Raw genomic sequence first — 22906 nt, forward strand, 5'->3', positions numbered from 1 at the left:
GACAGCACCAGGCCCGCACCAGTCACTACAAACGACGCGGACACATCCCCTGACCTTCGCCACCAGTCACAGCAAACACCGTTGCAGTACTAGGGCCTCTCGTCCGGACCCCAGGCACCTACTTCAGGGCGTCGGGGCACGGCGTGCCCCGGGGCAGCTGGTACGGGGCGGCAAGCCGGTACGTGCCCGCCCGCGGCGCGATCAGCATCGTCCACTTGTCGCCGTTCGCGTCCTCGGGCGTCTCCATGAGGCACCCGTTGACATTGCGGTACTTCTTCTCCGTGCCCGGCGGCGAGGGGATCACCTGCGGGCCCTTCAGGCTCTTGCCATGGGCGTCGACCACGCTGAGCCAGGGGGAGTAGGGGATCCGGATCAGGATCCGGCCGGCCTTGCGCACGTCCAGGGTCATCTCGCCCTGCTCGGCACGGTCCACCCGCGCGTTCGGCTCGGCCAGCGGGGTCGGGTCGGTCACCTGGAACAGCTGCCAGTTGGCATCGCCCCAGATCTGCGTCAGGTACGGCATCCCGCGCCGCAGCAGCTGCCGCTCGCGCTCGCCGCCGTCCCCGTCCGGGTTGTCCTTGGGCAGCACCACGAAGTGCACGGCCCACCGCTGGAGCCACTCGTGGTAGTTCGCCGAGTTGAGCGTGTCGTCGTAGAAGAGCGGGTTGCGCTCCATGTCGGCCTGCCGGTTCCAGCCCCGCGCCAGGTTGACGTACGGCGCGAGCGCGGACGCCTCGCGGTGCGAACGCGCCGGTACGACCTCCACCCGCCCCCGCTCCGCGCCGACCTTCTGCAACTGGTTGACCAGCGGCGCCAGCTCGTGCGCCCAGGACGCGGTCGGGGTCGTGTGCACGATGTCGTCGACCGACTTGTAGCCGATCCACCCGACGAACCCCAGGAACGCCACCACCGTCGCGTACCACTTGCGCGACTTCGGCACGGTGAACGGCAGCGCCGCGATCAGCGTCGCGCCCGCGAACAGCATCGGCAGCCGCGAGATGTTCGAACCGATCTGCGAGCTGACCACCCACACCGCCACCACCATGGCGCTGTAGACGGCCGCCGTCAGCCGGACCGTGATCCACTCCTTCGGCACCAGGAACAGGCAGAGCAGCCCGTATATCAGCGGCAGGCTGACCGAGCCGATCGTCATCGGCTGGGTGCCGGAGAAGGGGAAGAGGAAGTACGACGCGGCCACCACCGCCGCCGGTGCCAGCCCGAGCGCCCACGCGCCCGGCCGTCGCTTCTGCAGAAACAGTGCGACCGCGACCAGGCCGACGAACAGTCCGGAGACCGGCGAGGCCATGGTGGAGAGCCCGGCCAGCGGGGCCGCCACCGCCGCCTTCGCCCAGCGTTTGTGCCGCCAGCGGTACGGCCAGCAGAACACCGCCGCCACCGCGCCGAGCGCGATCATCGTGCCGAGCCCGAAGGTCACCCGGCCCGACATCGCGTTGCACAGCAGCGCGAAGACCCCGGCCATCGAGACCCACAGGGGGTTCCGCACGGCCCGGCTGCGGATGAGGATCAGCGTCAGCAGGCCCGCCGAGACGGTGCCGGCGATCATCATCGTCGTACGGACGCCGAGGACCGCCATCAGATACGGCGACACCACGCTGTACGACACCGGGTGCATGCCCCCGTACCAGGCGAGGTTGTACGCCGAGTCCGGGTGCCGGCCGACGAACTCCGCCCAGGCGTCCTGCGCCGCGAGATCGCCGCCGCTGTTCGCGAACGTGAAGAACCAGATGATGTGCAGCACGCCCGCGAGCACGGTGACCCACAGCACGGGGTGGCGCAGCATACGGGCGCGAAGGGGTTCGAGGGGCGCGAGGAGGCGGGTGAGGCGGCGGCCGCCGGGTACGTCCGTACGACCGCTCGCGGGGACGCTCGTACGACCCTTCGCGGCGGTGCCCGCGTCCGCGCCGGTGTCCGCGTCAGGCGTGGACAGGCGTATTCGTGGGCCGTTTTCCGGGCCCGGTCCGGCGTCGTCGGCGCGTGTCGGCTCCGCAGTGGCCACCTGAAGGCACTCCCCGTGTCCCGTCTTCTGTTCTCGGCCGTTTTCTTCGGTGTTCCCGGCCGCTTCTCGTCCAGTTCGCGGCCGTGTCCCGGGAACCGGCGACCTGCCCCGATTCGTGACGCTAGCACGCACCCCGCCACGGGGCGCCCGGGTGGGGCGCCGTGACGGGGTGCGCGGGGGTGTGCGGGGCGTGCGGTCAGCCGATGCGGGTGAGCTTCGCGCCGAAGCCGGGCTCGGCCAGATCCCGCTGGAGGGCCACCGGGACCTTGATGCCGGCCGTGCTGCCGTCGCCCACCGTGAGGGTGCCGACCTTGGTGCCGGCCTTCGCGGTGTGCGGGACGGTGTCGGAGGCGAAGGACAGCTTCACCTTCAGGCCCGACCAGCCGACCGCGGTGACGTCCTGGGTGACCACGATCGGGGTCTGCCCGCCGAGCCGGTCGTCCACATAGCCGACGACATCGCCCTTCTTCAGGATCTTCGCCGAGGTCAGCGCGTTCTCGGCGCCGAGCAGGGCGGTCTTGCTGACCGCGTTGACCGTGTCCAGGATCGACGGCTTGTGCTGGCCGAGGATCGCGCCGACGACGGTCACCGTCTGGCCGCCGACCTTCTTGCGGGCGGCGAACAGCAGGTTGCCGCCGGCCGCGGTGGTGCTGCCGGTCTTGATGCCGATGGCGCCGACCAGGATGGGGAGATCGTTGTAGTTCCGCCAGTTGTGGCCGGAGGGGTCGGTCCAGCTGGCGGCGCTGGTGATGGCGACCAGGGCGGGGATCTTGACGACCGCGCGGCCGATCTTCACCTGGTCCTGGGCGGTGGAGACGGTGGTCTCCTTCAGACCCGAGGGGTCGGTGTACGTCGTACCGGTCATCCCCAGCTCCTTGGCGGTGGCGTTCATCTTCTTCACGAACGCCGCCTCCGAGCCCGCGTCCCAGCGGGCCAGCAGCCGGGCGATGTTGTTGGCGGAGGGGATCATGACGGCCGACAGGGCCTGCTTCTCCGTGAGGGTGTCGCCGGCGTGGACGGTGTCGAGGGTCGACTCACCGTCCTTGCTGTAGCCGGCCTCCTTCTCCGCCGTGGCGTCCACCTTGATCTTCGGGCCCTCCTGGCCCGGCTTCAGCGGGTGGTCGCGCAGGATGATGTACGCGGTCATCGTCTTGGCGACCGAGCCGATGGCGACGGGGGTCTGCTTGCCGAAGTTCCCCATCGTGCCGATGCCGTCGCCGTCCATCCAGCCCTGGCCCTCGCTCGGCCACGGCAGGTTCACCCGGCCGCCGTCGAAGGTGTAGCTGTCCTTCGCGGTCAGCGCGAGGGTGGGGGACGGGAGGGGGCGCAGGGTCTGTACGACCGCGAAGATGATCACCAGCAGGAGGACCAGCGGGGTCCAGATCTTGACCCGCCGCAGGGCCGTGCGGACCGGGGTCTCCGGGGGCGGCGGGGTATTGGTCAGCTCCGCGAGGAGGTCGAGCGGGGGCTTGGGGGGCAGGGGCTGCTGGGTGGTGCGCTCGGGGCCGATCTGGGGGACGGCGGTGGTCTCGTCGGCCGGCGCGGACGCGGGCTTGTGCCGGACGTCGTCCTTGAGCGCGACGAACTTGCTGGTGCGCTCGGACTCGGGCTCGTCCTGCTTGGCCCCCTTGCCGACCTTGAGCATCGTCGTGGGCTGGTCGACCTGGTCCTTGGGGCGTACGGCCTTGAAGATGGCGGTCGGCTGGTCGACGGCGTCCGCTCCGCCGGTCTTGGCCTTGGCCTCGACTCCGCCTCCGGCCGTCTTCCCACCCGCACCACCCGTGCGGCTCTCGCCGTCGGCCGCGGGCGGCCCCTGCGGGTCCTCCGCGCCGTCGGCGTCCTTCGCCTCGGCACCGCGCTCGGCCTTGCCGCCGCTCTTCGCCTCGGCGTCCGCCTTCGCGTCGGCGCCGGTGTCGCCCTTCGCGTCGGCGCCACTTTCCGCGTCGGCGTCCGCCTTCGCACCCGCGACGCCGGCACCTGCCGGAGCCTTCGGCTGAGCGGCGGCCTTCGTACCGGCGTCGGCCTTCGCGCCCGCGGCGCCCTTGGTGTCGGCGCCCGCCGGGGTCTTCGACCGAGCGTCGGCCTTCGTACCGGAAGCGGCCTTCGCACCGGTGCCGGACTCCGCACCGTCGCTCGCCTTCGCGGCCGCGCCGTCCGCCAGGGCCTCCGCCTCGGCGTCGGCCTTCGCGCTGCCGTCGTCGGCGCCCGGCTTCGAACCCTCGCCCGCGTCGGTCGCCGCCTCGGCGCCTGCCGGGGCCTTCTCGCCCTCGCCCTCGCCCTTGCCGTCGTCGTCGGCACCCGCCTTCACGCTCCCGGCGCCGGCGGTCTTCTGCCCGGCACCGGCCTTCGCTCCGGCGTCCGTGTCGCCCGCCGGAACCTCGGCCCCGGCGTCCGCGCCGTCGGCCTTCGCGCCGGAACCGGCGGCCGCCTCCGCGCCGTTGCCCTCGGCGGCCGCCTTCGCGTCCGCACCGGAGTCGCCGTGAGCCGTCCCCGTGTCTGCGTCGGAGTCGCCGTGAGCCGTCCCCGTGTCCGCACCGGAGTCGGCGTCAGCCGTCCCCGCGTCCGCGCCGCTCCCCGCGGCGCCGCCGTTTATCGCGCCCGTCGTTCCCCGCGCGTCCGCGTCGCCCTCGGCGTCCGTGTCGGCCGCCGTGGCCTCGGGGCCCTCGGCGTCCTTCGTGGCAGCGTCCGTTGACGCCTCCGGCTCGTCCGCGTCCCGGACCCATGACGAGACCGCGTTGCGCAGGGCGGTGTCCTCCTCGATCGCGGGGGTGCGGAACACCTTCGTCGCGGTGTCCGTGCCGCCGTTCGAGGAATCCTTTTGCCCGCCACCGGCACCCGCACCGGCCCCGGTGCTCGCACCGGACCCGCCCCGGGCCACCGCGAGGCGGGGATCGCGGGCCTCGGGAACCGAATCCGCGTGCCCCGACGTCGCTCCTGCCGACGACTCGCGCTGCTTCGACCTGTCGGGGGACTCGCCCGCCACCGATGCCTCCTCATGCGCCGCACGCCTACGCGCGCGCCCTGTCCGAACCATGTACCAGTGTCCTGTGTGAGGGCTTGGCCCCTGTGGTAGACGAGAACGACATACCTACCGGTTCCCTCACGAACCGGTCACGCACCCTCGACAGACCAATGTGAGAGGGGTCACCCTGTCATTCATCCACGCGGGGAGGCATGGATGGGCAGGAGCCGCAGAACACTTCCGGAGGAGCTTCTGCTGCTGGCACTGGACCCGACCACGGGTACCACTGCACAGCCGCAGTCGCTCGACCTCGGTCTGGCCGGTGCACAGCTAGTGGAGCTGGCGCTGGCCGGACGGATAGCCCCAGACGGGGATCGTATCGCCGTGGTGGTGCCACGGCCGACAGGAGATCCAACTCTGGACTGCGCGTTGGAGTTGCTGCGAAGGCGCGGCGCTCCGGTGCGAGCCGTCCACTGGATCGGCGGGCCCCGGCTGGGGCTGCGCCAGACGTACCTTTCGCATCTGGAGCGGTGCGGCATGGTCGCCGCGGTGCCGGGCCAGATGTGCGGAGTGCTGCCGACGACGCGCTACCAGGCGACGGAGACGGCCATCAGCCGGGAGATCCGCGGCCGGCTGGACTCCGCGATCCGCACCGGCGTACCGCCGGACCCGCGGACCGCGGCGCTCGCCGCCCTGGCGCACGCCGTCGGGCTGGGCAAGCATCTGTATCCGGGCAACGAGGGCCGATCGTCCCGTTCCCGGCTGCGGGATCTGATCCGGCACGACCCCATGGGCGGGCTCGTCGCGCACGCCGTGATGGACGTGCAGAACGGCGCGGCCGCACAGCCGCGCCGCGCTCCGGCCGTCACGGGCCGGCCGCCTGGGCCGGGACCCCGGCCCGCGGCCGAACCCGCGCACGGGGTGCCGATGCAGCCGCGCCACGGGTCCATGGCCCGTGCCGTGGCCCACTGATCCGCCGCGCCGCAACGATCGTCCCCACAGGCCCGGTTCGGGAGCCGCAGGCCGAGCGGGGTGGTGGGACCTCCGGGTCCCGCCACCCCGCTCGGCCGTATCCGGAACCGCGCCCGTCCCGGGCGGTCCGCGTGAAGCCGGCGCCCGAACAGACACGCATGCGTGCCGCATATCGAGCATTTCCCAGCGCCGGTGAGCGCCTTGGTGGCAATCTGCTCAGCAGCAGATACGGAAAGTGTCAGTACAGGCAGCAGCCGGAGGTGCGCGTCCCGTGGCGTCCAATGTCAATCCCACCGTTAGGCGGCGCCGGCTGGGCCAGGAGCTTCGAAAACTCCGCGAGCAGAAGAACATGACGGCCGAAGAGGTCGCCGAGCGTCTGCTCGTGTCCCAGTCGAAGATCAGCCGTCTGGAGAACGGCCGCCGCAGCATCAGCCAGCGCGATGTGCGCGATCTGTGCGGCGTCTACGAGGTCGAGGACCAGCGGGTCGTGGACTCGCTGATGGAGATGGCCCGGGACTCCAGACAGCAGGGCTGGTGGCACACCTTCGGGGACATCCCGTACAGCGTGTACATCGGTCTGGAGACCGACGCCGAGTCGCTGCGGGTCTACGAACCCCAGATCGTCACCGGTCTGCTCCAGACCCCGGCGTACGCCGAGGCGCTGGTGCGGGGCGCGCTGCCGGAGACCTCGGCCGCGGAGATCGAGAAGCGCGTGGGCGTGCGCATGCGCCGCCAGGAGCGGATCACCACCGAGAAGGAACCGCTGCGGCTCTGGATCGTCCTGGACGAGGCCGCGCTGCACCGGGTCGTCGGCGGCAAGCGCGTGATGCGCGAGCAGCTGGAGCATCTCCTGAAGCTGTCCGAGCTGCCCCATGTCACCGTGCAGGTGATGCCGTTCGAGGTGGGCGCGCATCCTGGGCTCAACGGCCAGTACGCGATCCTGGAGTTCGCCGACGCGGCCGACTCCAGCGTGGTCTACCTGGAGGGCGTCACCAGCGACCTGTATCTGGAGAAGGCCCAGGACGTGCAGAAGTACGCCGTGATGTACGAGCATCTGCGGGCCCAGTCCCTCAGCGTGGAGGCGTCCCGGCAGCTGATCGACGAGACGGCGCAGCGGTACACGGAATAGGGCCCGGCCACGGGCGGCGCGTGATCCTACAGGGTGGGCGCGCTCCCGTGGAAGGTACGTTGGAATATGCCATCCGGTCGAGTGAACGTCCGCTCCGGCCACGGCAGTTGCCCGGTAGCGTCGATCACGCCAATCGGACATCGGGTTGGCGTGAACCCGCACTATCGCAACTCGCACACAGGAGTGGACATGGCACTGATTCAGGGCGCTTCGGAGACGTGGCTGAAGTCCTCCTACTCCGCGGGCAACGGCGCCTGCGTGGAGGTCAAGTCGCCCGTCACCGCCGAACTGGCCGTCCGTGACTCCAAGGTCGCCGAGGGCGCGATCCTGGCCTTCCCCGCCGACGCGTGGAACGCTTTCGTGGCCTCGGTCAAGGCGTAAGGGGCTCGCGGGCCTCGTCCCTGATCCTCGTTCCGGCGATCACAACTGCACACGCACCACCCAAGAGCCCTCTCGACCAGACGCCGTCCTTGCCGAGAGGGCTCGGTCGTGCCCGGCCCCCGGCGGGGCCGGACCGCCTCGGTGAGCGTGCACCGCCTCAGCGGGCTCGCACCGGGAACGCCACGTCGCACACCGGGTCCTCGGGTCCCGCCGCCGCCCAGTCGGCGAAGTAGATCTCCCGGCAGGGCCCGGCCGGCTCCAGCCCCTCCCGGCCCAGCCACTCCTCCACCGCCTCGAACGCGGCGAGGATCTGCGGATGCGCCACCTGCGCCTTGGTGATCCGGACATACGCCAGCCGGGCCGCCGGCTCCACCCGCACCCCGGTCTCCCGGCCCCGCCCCTGCCGCCCGGCCCAGGCCCGCGCCGCCGCCTCGTCGGCCACCGGCACACAGGCCTGCGCGGGCCCGTCGCTCTCCATCGACACCTCGGCGTGGTAGACGACGAACGGCGCCGCCGCCACACCCCCGCACTCCTGGGCGGCCGCCTCCAGCCGTCCCAGCGCGGCGCCGATCCAGGCGGGCAGCTCGTCCGCCAGCGTGTGCCGCGACTCGGTGATCACCACCCGCGCCGGCACGTCCACCGTCTCGACCGCGAACTTCCCGTACATCTCGTCACTCCTCCCGGACAGCCGTCCACGGAGGTACTCGGCGAGGGTCCGCTGCCCGGCCACCCGGGCCTCCACGTCCGCCCAGTAGGCGTCCAGCAGCCGGGCCGCCTCGGCGCCCTCGGCCCCGGCCACCTCGGCGATCCGGGCCAGCGGCATGTCCAGCTGCCGCAGCAGGGCGACCAGCCGGGCGCGCTCCACCTGGGCGGCGCGGTAGTAGCGGTAGCCGCTCGACTCGTCGACGTACGCCGGGGCGAGCAGGCCGAGGCGGTCGTACAGCCGCAGGGCCTTGGCGGACAGCCGGGCCCGCGCGGCGAACGCCCCGATGGTGAGCAGATCCTCGTGCACCGATGTCATCCTCCGTCGCCGGGCGGTTCCTTCCCGCCCGGCGACAGCGACGCTCCGCCCTGCCCCAGGGGCAAGGTCAAGCGTGGTCAGCCGAGCTGGGCCTCGATCGCCGCGACGACCTCCGCCGACTCCGGCTCGGCCTGCGGCGAGAACCGGGCGACGACGGTGCCGTCCCGGCCGATCAGGAACTTCTCGAAGTTCCAGCGGATGTCGCCGCTGTGGCCCGCCTCGTCCGCGAAGCCCACCAGGCGCTCATAGAGGGGGTGCCGGTCCTCGCCGTTCACCTCCACCTTCTCGGTCAGCGGGAAGGTCACGCCGTAGGTCGCCGAGCAGAACTCGGCGATCTCCTCGGCGCTGCCCGGCTCCTGCCCGAGGAACTGGTTGCACGGCACGCCCAGCACGGTGAAGCCGCGCCCGGCGTAGCGCTCCTGGAGCTTCTCCAGGCCCGCGTACTGCGGGGTCAGGCCGCACTTGGAGGCCACGTTCACGATGAGGACGGCCTTGCCCGCGTACTGCGGCAGGTTCGCGGCGCCGCCGGTGAGGGCGCCGATCTCGGTGTTCAGCACAGTGGTCATGGGCGCGATGGTATGCGGCCGAGATGTCCTGCGGGCGGCGCCGGTCACCCCGGCTCGGCGGGTGCGGCCGCCGCCACCACCGTGTCCCCGGCCGCCGTCCTGCCGTACAGCACCGACCGCCCGGTCCTGCGCCCCACCACCAGCCCCGCCTCCCGCAGCACCTTCAGATGCCGCCCGACCGAACCGAGCCCCTGGCCAGTCACCGCCGTCAACTGGCTGGTGGTCATGGGGGAGTCGAGGAGGGCCAGGACGCCCGCGCGGGCCGGGCCGAGCAGGGCCCCGAGGGCGGCCGGGACCGCGCGGGCCCCGGCATCGGCGAGGACGCCCGCGCAGGGGTAGACCAGCGCGTACCGCTCCCCGTCGTCCCAGGACACCCAGCCGTGCCGCTGCGGGGTGACCGGCACGAAGAGCATCTCGGCGCCGGAGATCTCGCGCGGCGGGTACTCGTGCAGATTGATCTGGAGCCGGTTCTGCCCCAGCCACCGGGTACGGCCCGGCCGCAGCGAGTCCAGCACGCTCACCCAGCCGCCCCGCCCGGCCTGCGCCGTCCGCGCGACCACATCCGCCTCCAGCACCCGGCGCTGCCGCTCCCAGTACGGCCGTACGGCCGCCCGCCACACCCACTCCAGGAGCGCGGCCGCCCGCTCGGGCAGGTCCTCCCGGTCCAGCACGGCGGGCAGCGGTCCGGCGAGGGCGGTGCGCAGATGCCCCCGGGCGAGGTCCGGCGCGACCGAGCGCACCCGGGCGACCTCCGCGGCGAACTCCTCCCCGTCGCGGGGCGTGGGTGTGAGGAAGTCGGCGATCCACTCCCGCCCGAGGCCCGCCCGCACCAGCCGGTCCGTCACCGGATCGGCGGCCAACAGGGCGTGGTACGAGGGCAGATGGGCCCGCAGCCAGTCCCGCTCACCGGGATGCGCCGCCTCGCCCGCGTGCAGCAGCTTCAGCCGCGCGAACGTCTCCGCGAGCGGCGAGATCACGAACCGGCTGCGCGCGAGCGTGTCCGCGTTGACCTCCCACCAGCCCACCGTTCACCACCCCCGAACCACTGCACGCGGTACGACCTTTCGCACTGCCGCGAAACAATAACGGCCCGGCCCGCCCCGGCCGAGACTCCCCGGTGTGACCAGCTACAGATCCCTGTTCCGCACCCCCGAGTTCACCCCGCTCTTCCTCGGCTCGGCCGCCCAGACGGCGGCCGGCACCGTCGGCGGCCTCGCCCTCGCCACCCTCGTCTACCGGGCCACCGGCTCCCCGCTGCTGTCGGCGGTGAGCATGTTCGGCCCCTCCCTCGCCCAAGTCCTCGGCGCCACCGTCCTGTTGTCCGGCGCCGACCGGCTGCCACCCCGCAGGGCTCTGACGGCGATCGCGCTCGTCTTCGCGGCCGGCACCGCGCTCCAGGCGCTGCCCGCACTGCCGGTCGGCGCGGTCTTCGCCGTGCTGCTCGCGATGGGACTGGTGGCCTCGCTCGGCGGCGGGGTCCGCTGGGGCCTGCTCAACGAGATCCTCGCCAAGGACGGCTATCTGCCCGGGCGTTCGGTGTTCAACATGATGAGCGGCCTGACCCAGATCGCCGGATTCGCCACCGGCGGCGCCCTGCTGGCCGCGCTGTCGCCCCGCGTCTGCCTGCTGCTGTCGGCGGCCCTGTACCTGGCGGCCGCCCTCGCGCTGCGCCTCGGCCTGTCCGCCCGCCCGCCGCGCAGCGCGGGCCGCCCCTCCGCCTCGGCCACCTGGCGCGCCAACTCCGCGCTGTGGTCGGACCGTTCACGCCGCCTCACCTATCTGGGCCTGTGGCTCCCGAACGGCATGGTCGTCGGCTGCGAGTCCCTGTACGTGTCGTACGCCCCGCACGCGGCCGGCACCCTGTTCGCCTGCGGGGCGCTCGGGATGTTCGCCGGGGACGTCACGGTGGGCCGGCTGCTGCCGCCCGGGGTGCGCCGGCGGCTGGCGACACCGCTGCTGCTCCTGCTCGCCGCGCCCTATCTGGCGTTCGCCGTCCACCCGCCGCTGCCGCTCGCCGCGCTCTGCGTCACCCTCGCCTCCGTCGGCTTCGGCGCGAGCCTCGTGCAGCAGGAGCGGCTGATGGACCTCACCCCCGGCGAACTCGCGGGCCAGGCCCTCGGGTTGCACTCGTCCGGCATGCTGACCATGCAGGGCGTGAGCGCGGCCGCCGCGGGCGCGGTGGCCCAACTGACCACCCCGGCCGCGGGAATGGCCCTGATGGCGGCGGGCTCGGTCGCCGTGACCCTCGTCCTGGCCGCGGCGGGCCGCCGTACCCCTCGCCCGCTGATCACCCCTGCACCGGCGGCGGTGGAAGGGTCTGCTCCGTCCAGATGACCTTGCCGGTCGGGGTGTAGCGGGTGCCCCAGCGCTGGGTCATCTGGGCGATGATGAACAGCCCCCGGCCGCCCTCGTCATCGCTCGCCGCGTGCCGCAGATTCGGGGTGGTGTGCCCGGTGTCGGAGACCTCGCAGGTCAGGGTGCGGTCCCGGATCAGGCGCACCTGGATCGGGCCGCCGACATAGCGGATGGCGTTGGTGACGAGCTCGCTGACGATGACCTCGGTGGTGAACGCCAGCTCGTCAAGACCCCAGTCGTCCAGCTGCTTGCCGACGCTGCTGCGCAGGGCGGCGACCGCGGCCGGATCGGCGGCCGGCTCCCACTGGGCGAGCCGGGTCCGGTCGAGCAGCCGGGTGCGGGCCAGCAGCAGTGTCGCGTCCTCGTCCACCGCGCCGGTCAGCATCGCGCTCACCGTCTGCTCGCACAGCTCGGTCAGGGACCCCCGAGGGCCGGTCAGGGATCCCCGAGGGCCGGTGAGGGACCCCCGATGGCCGGTGAGGGAGTCGGCGAGCCGGCGCAGCCCCGCGTCCTGCCGATCGGCCGCCTGGAGCAGCCCGGCGGTGAACAGCGCGAGGACACTGCCGGGCGCGAGCCGCAGCTCGGTGTTCTGGTACGGCGGCCCGCCGACCCCCAGCGGCGGCCCCGGCGGCACGTCGAGGCACCGGGCGACCCCCGTGTCCCCGGCCACCAGCACCGGCGGCGGCCCGCCCGCGCGCGCCATGCTGCACCATCCGGAGACCGGGTCGTACACCGCGTACAGGCAGGTCACCAGCGCCTCGTCGGCGGGCGGCGGGGCATGGCCGGGCACGGGGGCGGGGCCGCTCGGGGCGGGCGCGCGCTCCTGGGCGGTCTGCTCGGCGAGGTCGTCGAGCCGGGTGAGGACCTCGTCAGGGGACAGATCGAGACGGGCGAGGACCCGCAGTCCGGTGCGCAGCCGGCCCATGGTCGCGGCGGCGGGCAGCCCGTGCCCGAGCACGTCCCCGACGACCAGGCCCACCCGGGTGCCGGACAGCGGGATCACGTCGTACCAGTCGCCGCCCACCCCGGACCCGTTGTCGGCGGGCAGATAGCGGCTCGCCGTCTCGCACGCGGTCTGCGGGGGCAGCCGGCCCGGCAGCAGGCTGCGCTGGAGCTTGAGCGCCGTGCTGTGCCCCCGGGTGACGACCGGCAGCAGCAGGAAGCCGATCGCGAGGGTGCCGAGCCCGAGGACGGTCACCCCGCCGACCCGCCCGACCACGGGCAGGTCGACGGTGCTCGCGCCGTACCCCGGTTTGGCGTACACGACGAAGGCGGCGTACCCGAACAGCAGCACCATGAGCAGCCCCCCGAGCCCCGGCATCAGGCCCTTGCAGATCAGGTCGTGGGGGCTGCGGGTGAGGACCTTGCGGTGGTACCAGAGGCAGGCGAAGCCGGTCAGGCCGTACTGGAAGGCGATCGCGAGGCCGACGGAGTCGACCGAGTCGGCGAGGACGTTGCGGCTGAACGACGACAGCAGGACGAGCAGCGCGATGGAGGCCACGCCCATGCCGAGCGTGGCCCAGGTCGGGGTGAGGAACCTGCGGTGCACCCGGGCGAACCGGGCGGGCACCGCCTTGTGCACGGCCATCGAGAAGACGGTCCTGGCCAGCGGCAGGATGGTGGTCTGCGCGGAGGCCAGCGCCGAGGTCAGCACCATCAGGACCAGCAGCCGGGACAGGAACAGCCCGGTGCCGTCACTGCCGAAGACCGCTTCCCCCAGCCCCGAGAACACATCGTCGTGGTGATCGGCGTTGCCGAGCCCGATACCGGTGGTGCCGACGCCCGCGAAGGACTGCGCGGCGGTCGCGACCAGCCCGTACATGACCAGCAGCAGCACGGGGGAGAGCACGGCGGCCCGGCCGGGGATCCGGGTGCTGTCGACGGTCTCCTCGTTGACGGACACCGCGGTGTCCCAGCCCCAGTAGATGAAGACGCCCGCGAGGATGCCCGAGGTCAGGGCCCGTACGGAGGACACCTCGAAGGGATTGAACCAGGACGCGGAGACATGGATCGCGGTCGCGGGCGGATCGGTGTAGACGCGGATCAGCGCGGCGACGGCGAACAGCAGCAGGACGGCGACCTCCAGACACAGCAGCCAGCGCTGTACGGCCGCCGAGACCGTGATGCCGACGTAGCAGATCGCGGTGAGCAGCCCGATCCAGACGACCCCCGCGACCGTGACCCACAGCCGGCTCTGGCTCAGCGAGTCCAGACCCACCAGCCGGAACCCGTAGGCACCGGCGACGGTGGCGAGGTTCGCCATGACGATGATGTTGGCGACGATCAGCCCCCAGCCGCCCATCCACCCGGTCCGCGGCCCGAACGCCCGGGTCGCCCAGGTGAAGGTCGTCCCGCAGTCCGCGTCGCTCGCGTTCAGCTCCCGGAAGGCGTACGCGATCAGCAGCATCGGCACGAACGCCAGCATGGTCACGATCGGCGCCTGCAGCCCGACCCCCGCCACGATGATCCCCAGCGTGGCGGCCAGGCTGTACGCCGGTCCGGTCGACGCCAGCGCCATGACGACCGAGGAGAACATCCCCAGCGCGTCCCCGCGAAGCCCCTTCCGCCCCACCCCGGAGCCCGGAGCGGGCCGCCCCCCGGACACACCCCTGCTCCCGAAAAGCCTCACATTCGATTCCAACGCGGGCGCGGGCGGCGTGCAAATACAGGGACGGCCGACGGGTGGCCCGCCCTCACCCCCTCTCCCCTCTTCTCCTCGTCTCTTCCGTCCCCCGCCCTCCACGCCCCGGTCGCGTGCGTGTTCCCCGTGGGGCAGCATGAGGCCGTAACCGGGTGATCACGGATCAACCGGACATCGACGGGTCGGCCGGAAGGGAACGGATGCCATGGGTAGCGGCGTGTCGAGGGGCGGACGGCGGCTGCGGGTCCGGAGCTTTTGGCGGCTCCGGTGCTTCCGGTGCTTCCGGAGTGCGAGCGTGGCCGTCGCGGTACTGGCCACCGCGGGCACCCTGACCCTCACGGCCTGCGGCGGCGGCAACAGCAACGGCGGCGGTACGACCGTCAGGCCCAGCCCCACGCCCCCCGCCACGGAGTCCTTCACGGGCACCCCGCCCTCCCCGCTCTCCTCGGCCGCCTCCTCCGCCGTCGCCTCGGCCCGCGCGTCCGCCTCCGCCGCGGCCTCCTCCGCCTCCGCTCGGGCCGACGAGTTCGAGGCCTCGGTCGCCGCGGCGGCCGAACGGGCGAACCAGGAGGCCCACAAGCGGCTGGCGAACGTCCAGGGCCGGGGCAACGCCGTCTCCGACGTCTCGCTGAGCGGCATCCCCCGCGCCCAGGTGAACGACCTCCAGGCCGCCCATGTCAACATCCACAACTCCACGGACAAGACGGCGAACTTCGCCGTCCAGGTCGACTTCCGCGACCCGGACGGCAAGGTGGTGGAGACCCGCTACGTCGGCGCGGAGAACGTCCGCCCCGGCCAGACGGTCCGCCCCTACGCCATCAGCCATCAGCCGCCGCAGCCGATCCTGAAGCCGGAGGTGGCGAAGGCGGAGCGGTACTGAGGGAACTTTCCGCAAGTTCCGGAAAGAGTTTGCACGACACCTTGACGGGCGGTCGGCCCGGCGCGATCGTCGTCGCCCGGGGCAACCGTGCCACCGGTCAGGGCACGGCGCCTCCGGCAGGGCCATGTCCGCCCTGCCGTGTCCACCGTGCGCGAGGCGCCGGTGCCGGGGCCGCGCGCGGCCGGCCGCGCCGGTGCCGTGACCTGCCCTGGAGGCAGTCGTCCCATGAGCCGCAGACTCTCCCGGCGAATACCGTCCTCTTCTCAAGGCACCAACTCCCTCCGTACCGCCGCCCGCCGAGCGGCCACCCTCGCCGCCTCCATCGCCCTCCTGGGCGGCGGCAGCGTCGGCCTGTCCACCGCCCCTGCCCTCGCCGCCACCGCACCGACCTCGGTCGTCCTGGCGGGCACCTTCGACACCGAGCTGGGCTGCGCCGCCGACTGGCAACCCGACTGCGCCCAGGCGAAGATGACGCTCCAGGCCGACGGCCGCTGGAAGGCCTCGCTGGACCTGCCCGCGGGCAGCTACACCTACAAGGCCGCCGTCGACAACGGCTGGACCGAGAACTACGGCTTGGGCGGCGTCCCGGACGGCACGAACATCTCCCTGACCGTGCCCTCCGGCGGCGAGAAGGTCAGCTTCGTCTACGACCCCGACACCCACGTCGTCACCGACAACTCGGCGATGCCGGTCGTCACCGCCGCCGGCGACTACCAGTCCGGCCTCGGCTGCGCCGCGAACTGGTCCGCCACCTGTACGACGACCACCATGACGGACCCCGACGGAACCGGCGTCTACACCTACACCACCACCGCCATCCCGGCCGGCGACTGGAACACCAAGGTCACCCTCGGCCGCTCCTGGGACACCAACTACGGCGCGGCGGGCGCCGCCGGCGGCGCGAACATCCCCTTCACCGTCCCGGCCGACGGGGCCCGTACGACCTTCTCCTTCAACTCCGCGACCCACCTGATGACCGTGGTGAGCAACCAGGGAGCCACCGCCCCGCTCAACACCCTGGGCGCGCTGTACACCTCGGCCGCCACCACGTTCCGCATCTGGTCACCGGACAGCTCGAACGTCTCCGTGACCGTCGGCGGCGCGAGCCACGCCATGACGGCGACCACCCTCAGCGGCTACACGGACGTCTACCAGGCCGTCGTACCAGGGGACTTGAAGGACCAGCCCTACCAGTTCTCGGTGGGCGGCGTCGCCGTACCCGACCCGTACGCGCAGATGGTCAAGCCCGGCACCACCCAGGGCGTCGTCGTGGACACCGCCGCCGTGACTCCCTCCTCCGGCGGCTGGGGACCCCGCCCGGCGCTGGTCAACCGTGAGGACGCGGTCGTCTACGAGCTGAGCGCGCACGACTTCACCGTCGACCCCAGCTCCGGCGTCGACGCGGCCAAGCGCGGCAAGTTCCTCGGCCTGGTGCAGACGGGGACGACGTACGACGGGGTGAAGACCGGCATCGACCACCTCAAGCAACTCGGGGTGACCGCCGTCCAGTTGATGCCGTCGTTCGACTTCGGCAGCACGGTGCCGAACTGGGGCTACGACCCGGTGGACTACAACACCCCGGAGGAGCAGTACTCGCAGTTCACCGCTCCCGAGGACCGGATCCGCGAATACAAGGACATGGTCGACCAGTTCCATCGCAACGGGATCCGCGTGATCATGGACGTGGTCTACAACCACACGTACACGAAGAGCGTGTTCGGCGGCATCACCGGCAAGTACTACACCGGGACCGATCTGTCCGGCACCGGCAACTCGATCGACGACGGCGACCCGATGGTCAGCCGGATGATCCAGGACTCGCTGGAACACTGGGTCCGCGACTACGACGTCGACGGCTTCCGCTTCGACCTCGCGGGCGTCCACTACTACAAGGACGCGTACAACTGGGCGAATTACCTGGAGACCACCTACCCCGACCGCGACCTGATGTTCTACGGCGAACCGTGGAACGGCGGCGCCGGCGACCCGAACGAGGCGCAGAAGGTCCGCTACGGCACCCTGCCCGCGCTCGCCCCCGTCCACTTCGGCGCCTTCAACGGCGTCTACCGGGACGCCATCCGGGGCGGCACCAACGACAACGTCCTGGGATTCATGGGCGGTTCGGGCAACCCGTCGGCCATCGCCTTCGGCCTGACCGGCTCACCCACCGACGCCGACAGCACCGCGCCCCTCTCCGACCTGTGGACACCGGCCTTCGCCGACCGCCCGGACCAGACGATGAACTACGTCTCGATCCACGACAACCTCAACCTCTACGACAAGATCACCTACTCCGGCGCGACCGGCGGCGCCACCGGCACGGCCGGCCGCATCGACCGCCTCGCCGTCGGGACCGTCCTGACCTCACAGGGTGTCCCCGTCATCGCCGAGGGCGACGAGTTCCTCCGCTCCAAGGTGGTGAACGGCGACTACGACACCGCCAAGAACTCCTACAACGCCCCCGACAGCGTCAACGCGATCCACTGGGGCGACAAGATCACCAACGCGAGCGTCTTCACCTACTACCGCGACGCCATCGCCCTGCGCAAAGCCACCGCGGCCCTGCGGCTGACGACCTGGTCCGCGATCCACAACCAGCTGACCACCCAGGTCGACGGCGCCACGGTGATCGCCCGGATCAGCTCCGACCCCGGCGCCCCGGCCACCCCCGACACGATCGTCGTCGCCAACCCGACGACCACGGCCTACTCCGCCACCCTTCCCTCCGGCACCTGGACCAAGGTCCTGGACTCCTCCGGCGCCACCTCCGCCACGGACACCTCCTGCGACCCTCGGTCGGTGACCGTCTTCACCCGAACCTGACCACCTCGCATTCGTGCGTCCTGGCCGCCGTCGACCCGGCCTCCGACATCCACGAGACCGGCACCGACCTCTGCTTCCCGGGCCGGCTGCCAGATCCCGCGCTTCTGACAGCGACTCTGGGCGGGGCGCTTCTCCTCACGACCTCAGGGCTCACGGGGGAGCGCCCCGCCCGTGCCCGTCACCCGCAGTCGATGTCCGTCAATCCCCCTTGCACGACGGGATCGGTACTCGTACCTCTGACCTGCAGAATCCCTCCGTCCGGCCCCCACCCCAACGTGTATCTCCCGTCGGCGACGGGCCGATACCCGTCATCGACCGTCCAGGACCCCGCCGCACCGAACGCCAGCCCCGTACGCCCCACGGCGTACGCCTCGCCGTTCCCGATCACAAGGAACGACGTCTCCCGCACCACAGCCGTACACCCTCCCGGCCCCACGGGTCCCAGCACGAAGTACCTCGCATCCGAGACCAGATCATCCACCGCACCCCACACCGTGCCGAACACGGCGACGCCGATCAGCACCCGACTCCCGACCCGCACCCACCTGCTCCGCGCGGAGCCCCCCACCCGATGGAGCCCCCACCGAAGAACGATCACCACCCCGGTCAGAACCGCACTGACCCCCCACCCGGGAATCACCTGTCCCCGCACCACCAGCAATGTGCTGCTCCAACTCGCCACCGCGGCAAGGCAGATCCCCCCGACCCCTACCGCCGTGCGGACGGCCGGCGCCCATCTCTCCCTGCGCATCGCGCGTGGTTCGTCCATGGCGGGTACGACTCCCGTCAGGCGCCGACGGTTGCGATCGGGGCCCGCTCGTCGCACCGGCCGGAAGCCCACGGCCCCTGGAGGGTCTGCCACCCGAGGGCAGAGCCATGATCCTGCCCGTGCACCCGGCAGGATCAGCGTCCAGGATCAACGTCATGGACTACCGACATGCCGTCGCGACCGATGCCCCGGCCATGGCAGAACTCTTCGCGGCCAACCACTACGACGCGCTCACGGAACGGCAACGCGCGGAACAGGGCTTCGTCCAAGGCGCTTTCGACACGGATTCACTGCGCTCGATGGCTGAACACGGAACCCTGCTCGTCGCCGACGACGACGGCCACCTGGCCGGCCTCCTGGGCCTGGCCTCCCCGGCCGACCTCCCCACCCCACCCCCACCGATCCAGGCACTACTGGCCGCCCAGGACTCCCTGCACTGGCAAGGCCACTCCCTCCGCTCCACCCCCTTCCTCCTCTACGGCCCCGTGGTGGTCGCCGCCGCCTACCGCGGCAGGGGAGTGGCCCGAGGCCTGTTCACCACAGCCCTCCGGTCCGCCGCGGGCCGAGCGGACCTGCTGATCGCCTTCATCGAACTCTCCAACCAGACCTCCTGGCGAGTCCACGTGAACGGCTTCGGCATGACCCCCCTGGGCGAGTTCACCATCGGCTCCCGCACCTACGGCGTCGTCGGCGCATCCACCCGTCCGGACGCAAGGCCCGGCACCTGAGCCGACCGGTCATCCATGCCGGCAGGAGCGCTGGCCGACTACTCGCCCTCACCACCGCGGGCCGGTGCCGTGAACATGTGGCCGACGCTGCTCCACATGAAACCCTCTCGCCAACCGGGCTCGCCGAGCATCCAGCCGAGCAGCGCTCGCAGCACCTTCTCCTGCGACACCGTCAACGTCTGGTAGTGCTCGGCGGGGACACCGTCGCAGTACTCCAACTGGTACGTGTTGTTGTCCCGCAACCAGACCTGCACGTACCAGTCCCCCTCACGCCCCTCCTCCTGCCGCTCCAGAACCACGTACTCATTCCCACGCCCCAGGCTGGCGAGCATGATCCCCACCGCCCGCTCCGTGGCCCGCTTCAGCACATGACCACGGCCATCGGTCGCTATCAGCATGGATGGATTGTGACGACTGGGTACGACAACCACGCACCGGTCATCGGTGACCGACTCAGCAATCTCAGAAGCAGACGCCAAAGGCCCCGGACCAAGATCGGTCCGAGGCCTCTGAACTGGTGCCCCCGGCAGGATTCGAACCTGCGACACCCGCTTTAGGAGAGCGGTGCTCTATCCCCTGAGCTACGAAGGCGGGGCTGACCCACAGGGTACCGGATCGGGGATCGGGCGGAGGCCGGGTTCGGGTGGTCGGGGTGGGAGGGGGCAGGGGGGCGCCGCTGGGGAGGGGAGGTGGCCGGTGGCGTGGAGGTCAGGGGCGGGTCACGATGCCGTTCAGCAGGAGCTCTGACGCCTGCAGCAGTTCTTGTTCCAGGCGGCCCTCGGGCTCGTTCTCCGCCTCGCGGAACCAGCGGTACAGAGTGCCCAGGTAGATGTCCCGGAGGACGTTGCCCACCTGCTGCGGGACGACGTCCTCGCGCAGTTCGCCGGTTCTGCGGCCGTCCTCGACGATCTCGGCGAAGAGTTCGGCGACGTAGGGCTCTTCCCGCAGGGGGCGGCCGGCCTTGACCCAGGCGACCAGCATCGCGGCCGTGCGGTCGTGTTCTTCCTCGTTGATGTGGCCCAGGACGGTCATGCAGCGGCGCAGCCGGTCCGCGGCGCCCGTCCGGTCGGGGAAGGCGTCCTCCATGATGCTGACCAGGCGTTCCCGGCGGCGTTCGCCCCAGGTGCCGATCAGGTCTTCCTTGCGTGGGAAGTGGTTGAAGAAGGTGCCGCGGGCCACGTCGGCGCGTTCGGCGATCTCGTCGACGGAGGTCTGGTCGTAGCCCTGCTCGGCGAAGAGTTCCAGCGCCGCCGTGTACAGGCGCTCTTTTATCTTGATCTTGTTTCGCCCGCGGCGCCCCAGGGGCTGGGCCTCGCTCTCGGCCGGGGACGTGTTCATCTCTTCCTCCTGTACGCGCGATGCCGGTACCAGGACAGAGACATGCGCCGCAACTGAGTGCGCCGCCCGCTCGGGCGTCCCGCCCCCACTCGTTCTTATACCACAGTACATGGATAGTTCACAGTCGAAGTATGGGGGGCAGGTTCATGAGTTGTTCGTAGATGAACTGCCGATCAGAGATGTATCGTGGTTCAAAGTTGACTCAAGGTCGTCAAGGTCGTCCTCGTGCCGAGTCGGATGGCAGGCAGCACGCCCTGCGAGAGCCGGGCCGGAAGGAGACTGCAAGGTGGATGTTCAGAGGCTTCAGACATTCGTGGCCGTAGCGCAGAGCAACACCCTCGCCGAGGCCGCGGAACGGCTCGGCTACGCGCGTTCGACGGTCACCAGTCACCTCCAGGCGCTCGAACGCGCCCTGGGGGCTTCGCTGTTGGAGCGCGGAGCGTCGGTGAACCGGCTCACGAGGGCCGGTACCCGATTCCTGGAGTACGCGACGGATATCCTGGACAAGCTGGCCCAGGCGCAGGCAGCGGTGGCCGCCGCCGCGGAGGACCGGCCGAGCACCCTGAGCATCGGCGCGACGGCGTCCCTGTGCACCTACCGGCTGCCGGGCTTCCTGCGCACGCTCCGCCGGCTCATGCCGAACCTGGAGACCCAGATCTTCGTCGGCTCGGTCGCCCAGCTGCGCGACCAGGTCGGCCGGGGCGAACTCGCCGCAGCCCTCATCAACTCGGCGCCCCTGTCGACGCCGGTGCGCGCAGCTGAGGGCGACGACCGCCGGCATCTGTGGACCGACCGGGCCGTCCTGGTGGGCACGCCCGAGTCGGCGGCGCGTCCCGAGCGGCTCCTGGTCACCGCGCCGGGCTGTGTCTACCGGGACATCGCCGAGAAGGAGGTGCTGCCCCGGCTCGGGCGCGTCCGGGTCCAGCAGGTGGGCAGCGTGGACGGCGTGAAGTCCTCCGTGCTGGGCGGCATGGGCGTGGGCGTGGTGCCGGCCATCGCGGTCGGACCCCAGCTGGAATCGGGGCAGTTGACGGAGATGCCGCCCTCCGCGCTGTCCCCGGTGATGTCCGAACTCATCTGGAACGCCGACGTCACCCCCGCCCATGTGATCCCGCACTTCCAGCTGCTCCGCCCGCCGGGCAGTCTCCAGTCGGCCCAGCCCGCCCGGCCCGGCACCTCATGCGTCACGAGCGGCATAGCGAGTTGAGCCTGAGAGAAGGGGAACGCGGGGGTGCCGGGCCCGTGGAGGAGGGGCGCGTCAGGGGGGCGGGTGCGAAAGGGGCGTCCGGCTGCCTCTTGGTCGTCGGCGCCTGCGCGCTGTTCGGGCTGAGCGGTACGGCCTCGCGCGTGCTCATCGACCATGGGGTCAGTGCGCTGACGGTTACTCAGTTCCGCATGTCGGCGGGGTTCTTGAGTCTGTTCGGTGCTCTGGCGCTCACCCGGCGTGAGCTGCTGCGCCTGCCGTGGCGGTGGTTGCCGCGGGTGGTTGTCTTCGGGCTGGCGCTGGCCGCGCTCATCTACTGCTACTCGATGGCGATAGCCCGGCTGCCCCTGGCCGTCGCGCTGGTGCTCCAGTACAGCGCCGCCGCCTGGCTGACCGCAGCGGATGCCGTACGACAGCGCCGGCGCCCGGCCCTGAGCGTGCTGGTGGCGCTGCCGCTCACGCTCGGCGGGGTCGTCCTGATGGTCGGCGTCGGGGGTGCCTCGCTGGGGCATCTCGATCCCGTGGGGCTCGTCTTCGGGCTGGCCACCGCCGCCGCGTACATCCTGTACCTGGTGTGCGGGCGCGGCATCGGCGACGCCGTGCCCACCGCCACCTCCACGATGTACGGATCGCTGGTCGCGGCCGTCGCGTGGAGCTGCGTCCAGCCGCCGTGGCGCATCGAGAGCGGGGCGTGGGAGCCGCGGGCGCTGGTGCCGCTGGTGCTGATCGGGGTCCTCGGGATGGCCGTGCCGTTCGCGCTGGTGCTCACCGCCGTACGTTCTCTCGGCCCGACGCGTGTGAGCATGCTGGGCACCTTCGAGATCGTCGCCACCAGTGTCATCGCCTATGTGTGGCTCGGTCAGGCGCTGACCCTCCTCCAGTGCGTCGGCGGGCTCCTGGTGGTCACCGGGGTCGTCGTCTGCGGGCGCCGGGTCCCGGACGGAGCGCCGGTCCCCGAACTGAACGTAGAGCAAGCGTAGTTGCTTCTCCCCGCGGAACCGTGGGCCGTACGGCATCCGTGAACAGCGGTTCAGGACCTCCGAATCGGTCTGGGACATGGAGCCGGAAGGCGGGATCTTCGATGTGTCGCGGCAGGCCGCGACACATCGACAGGAGGTCT

General features: G+C 71.6%; 18 protein-coding genes and 1 tRNA gene. 9 read left to right on the forward strand and 10 right to left on the reverse strand.

Annotation, left to right across the window (positions count from 1 at the left end):
* Nucleotides 1–118: 118 nt before the first annotated feature.
* On the reverse strand, nt 119–2017 hold the full coding sequence (locus AB0N90_RS27955) for an MFS transporter (protein WP_365201245.1): 1899 nt from the start codon (nt 2015–2017) through the stop codon (nt 119–121).
* Between the two features lie 196 nt (nt 2018–2213).
* Nucleotides 2214–5000: a D-alanyl-D-alanine carboxypeptidase gene (locus AB0N90_RS27960; protein WP_365201248.1), complete on the reverse strand. Its 2787-nt coding sequence runs from the start codon at nt 4998–5000 to the stop codon at nt 2214–2216.
* 195 nt (nt 5001–5195) lie between these two features.
* Here AB0N90_RS27960 and AB0N90_RS27965 point away from each other — a divergent pair, with 195 nt between their 5' ends.
* The 3 genes from AB0N90_RS27965 to AB0N90_RS27975 all read left to right on the forward strand — a co-directional run bounded on the left by AB0N90_RS27965 (nt 5196) and on the right by AB0N90_RS27975 (nt 7461).
* Nucleotides 5196–5951: a GPP34 family phosphoprotein gene (locus AB0N90_RS27965; RefSeq protein ID WP_365201251.1), complete on the forward strand. Its 756-nt coding sequence runs from the start codon at nt 5196–5198 to the stop codon at nt 5949–5951.
* Between the two features lie 271 nt (nt 5952–6222).
* Nucleotides 6223–7080, forward strand: a complete 858-nt coding sequence (locus AB0N90_RS27970) for a helix-turn-helix transcriptional regulator (protein ID WP_128790484.1) — start codon at nt 6223–6225, stop codon at nt 7078–7080.
* A gap of 189 nt (nt 7081–7269) precedes the next feature.
* On the forward strand, nt 7270–7461 hold the full coding sequence (locus tag AB0N90_RS27975) for a DUF397 domain-containing protein (RefSeq protein ID WP_365201254.1): 192 nt from the start codon (nt 7270–7272) through the stop codon (nt 7459–7461).
* 157 nt (nt 7462–7618) lie between these two features.
* Here AB0N90_RS27975 and AB0N90_RS27980 read toward each other — a convergent pair whose 3' ends face one another.
* From AB0N90_RS27980 to AB0N90_RS27990, 3 genes are all read right to left on the reverse strand, one after another.
* The gene (locus AB0N90_RS27980) at nt 7619–8482 is read right to left on the reverse strand and encodes a MerR family transcriptional regulator (RefSeq protein ID WP_365201257.1); all 864 of its coding nucleotides are present in this window, start codon (nt 8480–8482) and stop codon (nt 7619–7621) included.
* A 77-nt stretch (nt 8483–8559) separates the two neighbouring features.
* Entirely contained in the window at nt 8560–9048 is a 489-nt protein-coding gene (locus AB0N90_RS27985; RefSeq protein WP_361674116.1) for a glutathione peroxidase, read from the reverse strand.
* 44 nt (nt 9049–9092) lie between these two features.
* Nucleotides 9093–10073, reverse strand: a complete 981-nt coding sequence (locus AB0N90_RS27990) for a winged helix-turn-helix domain-containing protein (protein WP_365201260.1) — start codon at nt 10071–10073, stop codon at nt 9093–9095.
* A 94-nt stretch (nt 10074–10167) separates the two neighbouring features.
* On the opposite strand from AB0N90_RS27990, the gene AB0N90_RS27995 reads away from it, so the two are divergent.
* On the forward strand, nt 10168–11382 hold the full coding sequence (locus tag AB0N90_RS27995) for an MFS transporter (protein WP_365201263.1): 1215 nt from the start codon (nt 10168–10170) through the stop codon (nt 11380–11382).
* On the opposite strand, the gene AB0N90_RS28000 is transcribed toward AB0N90_RS27995, so the two are convergent.
* Nucleotides 11336–13939: an amino acid permease gene (locus AB0N90_RS28000; RefSeq protein WP_365201265.1), complete on the reverse strand. Its 2604-nt coding sequence runs from the start codon at nt 13937–13939 to the stop codon at nt 11336–11338. The genes AB0N90_RS27995 and AB0N90_RS28000 overlap by 47 nt on opposite strands.
* Nucleotides 13940–14339: 400 nt before the next feature.
* Here AB0N90_RS28000 and AB0N90_RS28005 point away from each other — a divergent pair, with 400 nt between their 5' ends.
* Both AB0N90_RS28005 and AB0N90_RS28010 read left to right on the forward strand, forming a co-directional pair.
* Complete coding sequence (locus tag AB0N90_RS28005; protein WP_365201267.1) at nt 14340–14924, forward strand: hypothetical protein; 585 nt, start codon at nt 14340–14342, stop codon at nt 14922–14924.
* A 225-nt stretch (nt 14925–15149) separates the two neighbouring features.
* A complete protein-coding gene (locus tag AB0N90_RS28010) occupies nt 15150–17747 on the forward strand; it encodes an alpha-amylase family glycosyl hydrolase (protein WP_365201270.1) in 2598 nt (865 codons plus the stop codon).
* Nucleotides 17748–17925: 178 nt separating this feature from the next.
* On the opposite strand, the gene AB0N90_RS28015 is transcribed toward AB0N90_RS28010, so the two are convergent.
* Entirely contained in the window at nt 17926–18270 is a 345-nt protein-coding gene (locus AB0N90_RS28015; RefSeq protein WP_361674104.1) for a hypothetical protein, read from the reverse strand.
* 401 nt (nt 18271–18671) lie between these two features.
* On the opposite strand from AB0N90_RS28015, the gene AB0N90_RS28020 reads away from it, so the two are divergent.
* Nucleotides 18672–19244, forward strand: coding sequence for a GNAT family N-acetyltransferase (locus AB0N90_RS28020; protein WP_365201273.1), 573 nt, complete (start codon nt 18672–18674; stop codon nt 19242–19244).
* 38 nt (nt 19245–19282) lie between these two features.
* Here AB0N90_RS28020 and AB0N90_RS28025 read toward each other — a convergent pair whose 3' ends face one another.
* The 3 genes from AB0N90_RS28025 to AB0N90_RS28035 form a co-directional block, all read right to left on the reverse strand.
* Nucleotides 19283–19642: a hypothetical protein gene (locus AB0N90_RS28025; protein WP_365201275.1), complete on the reverse strand. Its 360-nt coding sequence runs from the start codon at nt 19640–19642 to the stop codon at nt 19283–19285.
* A gap of 117 nt (nt 19643–19759) precedes the next feature.
* Nucleotides 19760–19835, reverse strand: a tRNA-Arg gene (locus tag AB0N90_RS28030).
* 117 nt (nt 19836–19952) lie between these two features.
* On the reverse strand, nt 19953–20582 hold the full coding sequence (locus AB0N90_RS28035; protein WP_162134125.1) for a TetR/AcrR family transcriptional regulator: 630 nt from the start codon (nt 20580–20582) through the stop codon (nt 19953–19955).
* 286 nt (nt 20583–20868) lie between these two features.
* Between AB0N90_RS28035 and AB0N90_RS28040 the strand changes: the two genes are divergently transcribed.
* Together AB0N90_RS28040 and AB0N90_RS28045 are read left to right on the forward strand one after the other, a co-directional pair.
* Nucleotides 20869–21789: a LysR family transcriptional regulator gene (locus AB0N90_RS28040; protein WP_361674078.1), complete on the forward strand. Its 921-nt coding sequence runs from the start codon at nt 20869–20871 to the stop codon at nt 21787–21789.
* Nucleotides 21762–22766, forward strand: coding sequence for an EamA family transporter (locus AB0N90_RS28045; protein WP_365201276.1), 1005 nt, complete (start codon nt 21762–21764; stop codon nt 22764–22766). Before AB0N90_RS28040 ends, AB0N90_RS28045 begins: the two co-directional genes overlap by 28 nt.
* Nucleotides 22767–22906 lie beyond the last annotated feature (140 nt).

Origin of the sequence: Streptomyces sp. NPDC093018 (assembly GCF_040684035.1) — a bacterium.
GTDB classification, from domain to species: Bacteria; Actinomycetota; Actinomycetes; order Streptomycetales; family Streptomycetaceae; genus Streptomyces; species Streptomyces murinus.

Bases quoted from the DNA above. Each gene is read 5' to 3' on its own strand.
- AB0N90_RS27965 (WP_365201251.1), top strand. From the start codon at position 5,196: ATGGGCAGGAGCCGCAGAACACTTCCGGAGGAGCTTCTGCTGCTGGCA.
- AB0N90_RS27975 (WP_365201254.1), top strand. From the start codon at position 7,270: ATGGCACTGATTCAGGGCGCTTCGGAGACGTGGCTGAAGTCCTCCTAC.
- AB0N90_RS27980 (WP_365201257.1), bottom strand. From the start codon at position 8,482: ATGACATCGGTGCACGAGGATCTGCTCACCATCGGGGCGTTCGCCGCG.
- AB0N90_RS27985 (WP_361674116.1), bottom strand. From the start codon at position 9,048: ATGACCACTGTGCTGAACACCGAGATCGGCGCCCTCACCGGCGGCGCC.
- AB0N90_RS28000 (WP_365201265.1), bottom strand. From the start codon at position 13,939: ATGTTCTCCTCGGTCGTCATGGCGCTGGCGTCGACCGGACCGGCGTAC.
- AB0N90_RS28010 (WP_365201270.1), top strand. From the start codon at position 15,150: ATGAGCCGCAGACTCTCCCGGCGAATACCGTCCTCTTCTCAAGGCACC.
- AB0N90_RS28020 (WP_365201273.1), top strand. From the start codon at position 18,672: ATGGACTACCGACATGCCGTCGCGACCGATGCCCCGGCCATGGCAGAA.
- AB0N90_RS28025 (WP_365201275.1), bottom strand. From the start codon at position 19,642: ATGCTGATAGCGACCGATGGCCGTGGTCATGTGCTGAAGCGGGCCACG.
- AB0N90_RS28035 (WP_162134125.1), bottom strand. From the start codon at position 20,582: ATGAACACGTCCCCGGCCGAGAGCGAGGCCCAGCCCCTGGGGCGCCGC.
- AB0N90_RS28045 (WP_365201276.1), top strand. From the start codon at position 21,762: ATGCGTCACGAGCGGCATAGCGAGTTGAGCCTGAGAGAAGGGGAACGC.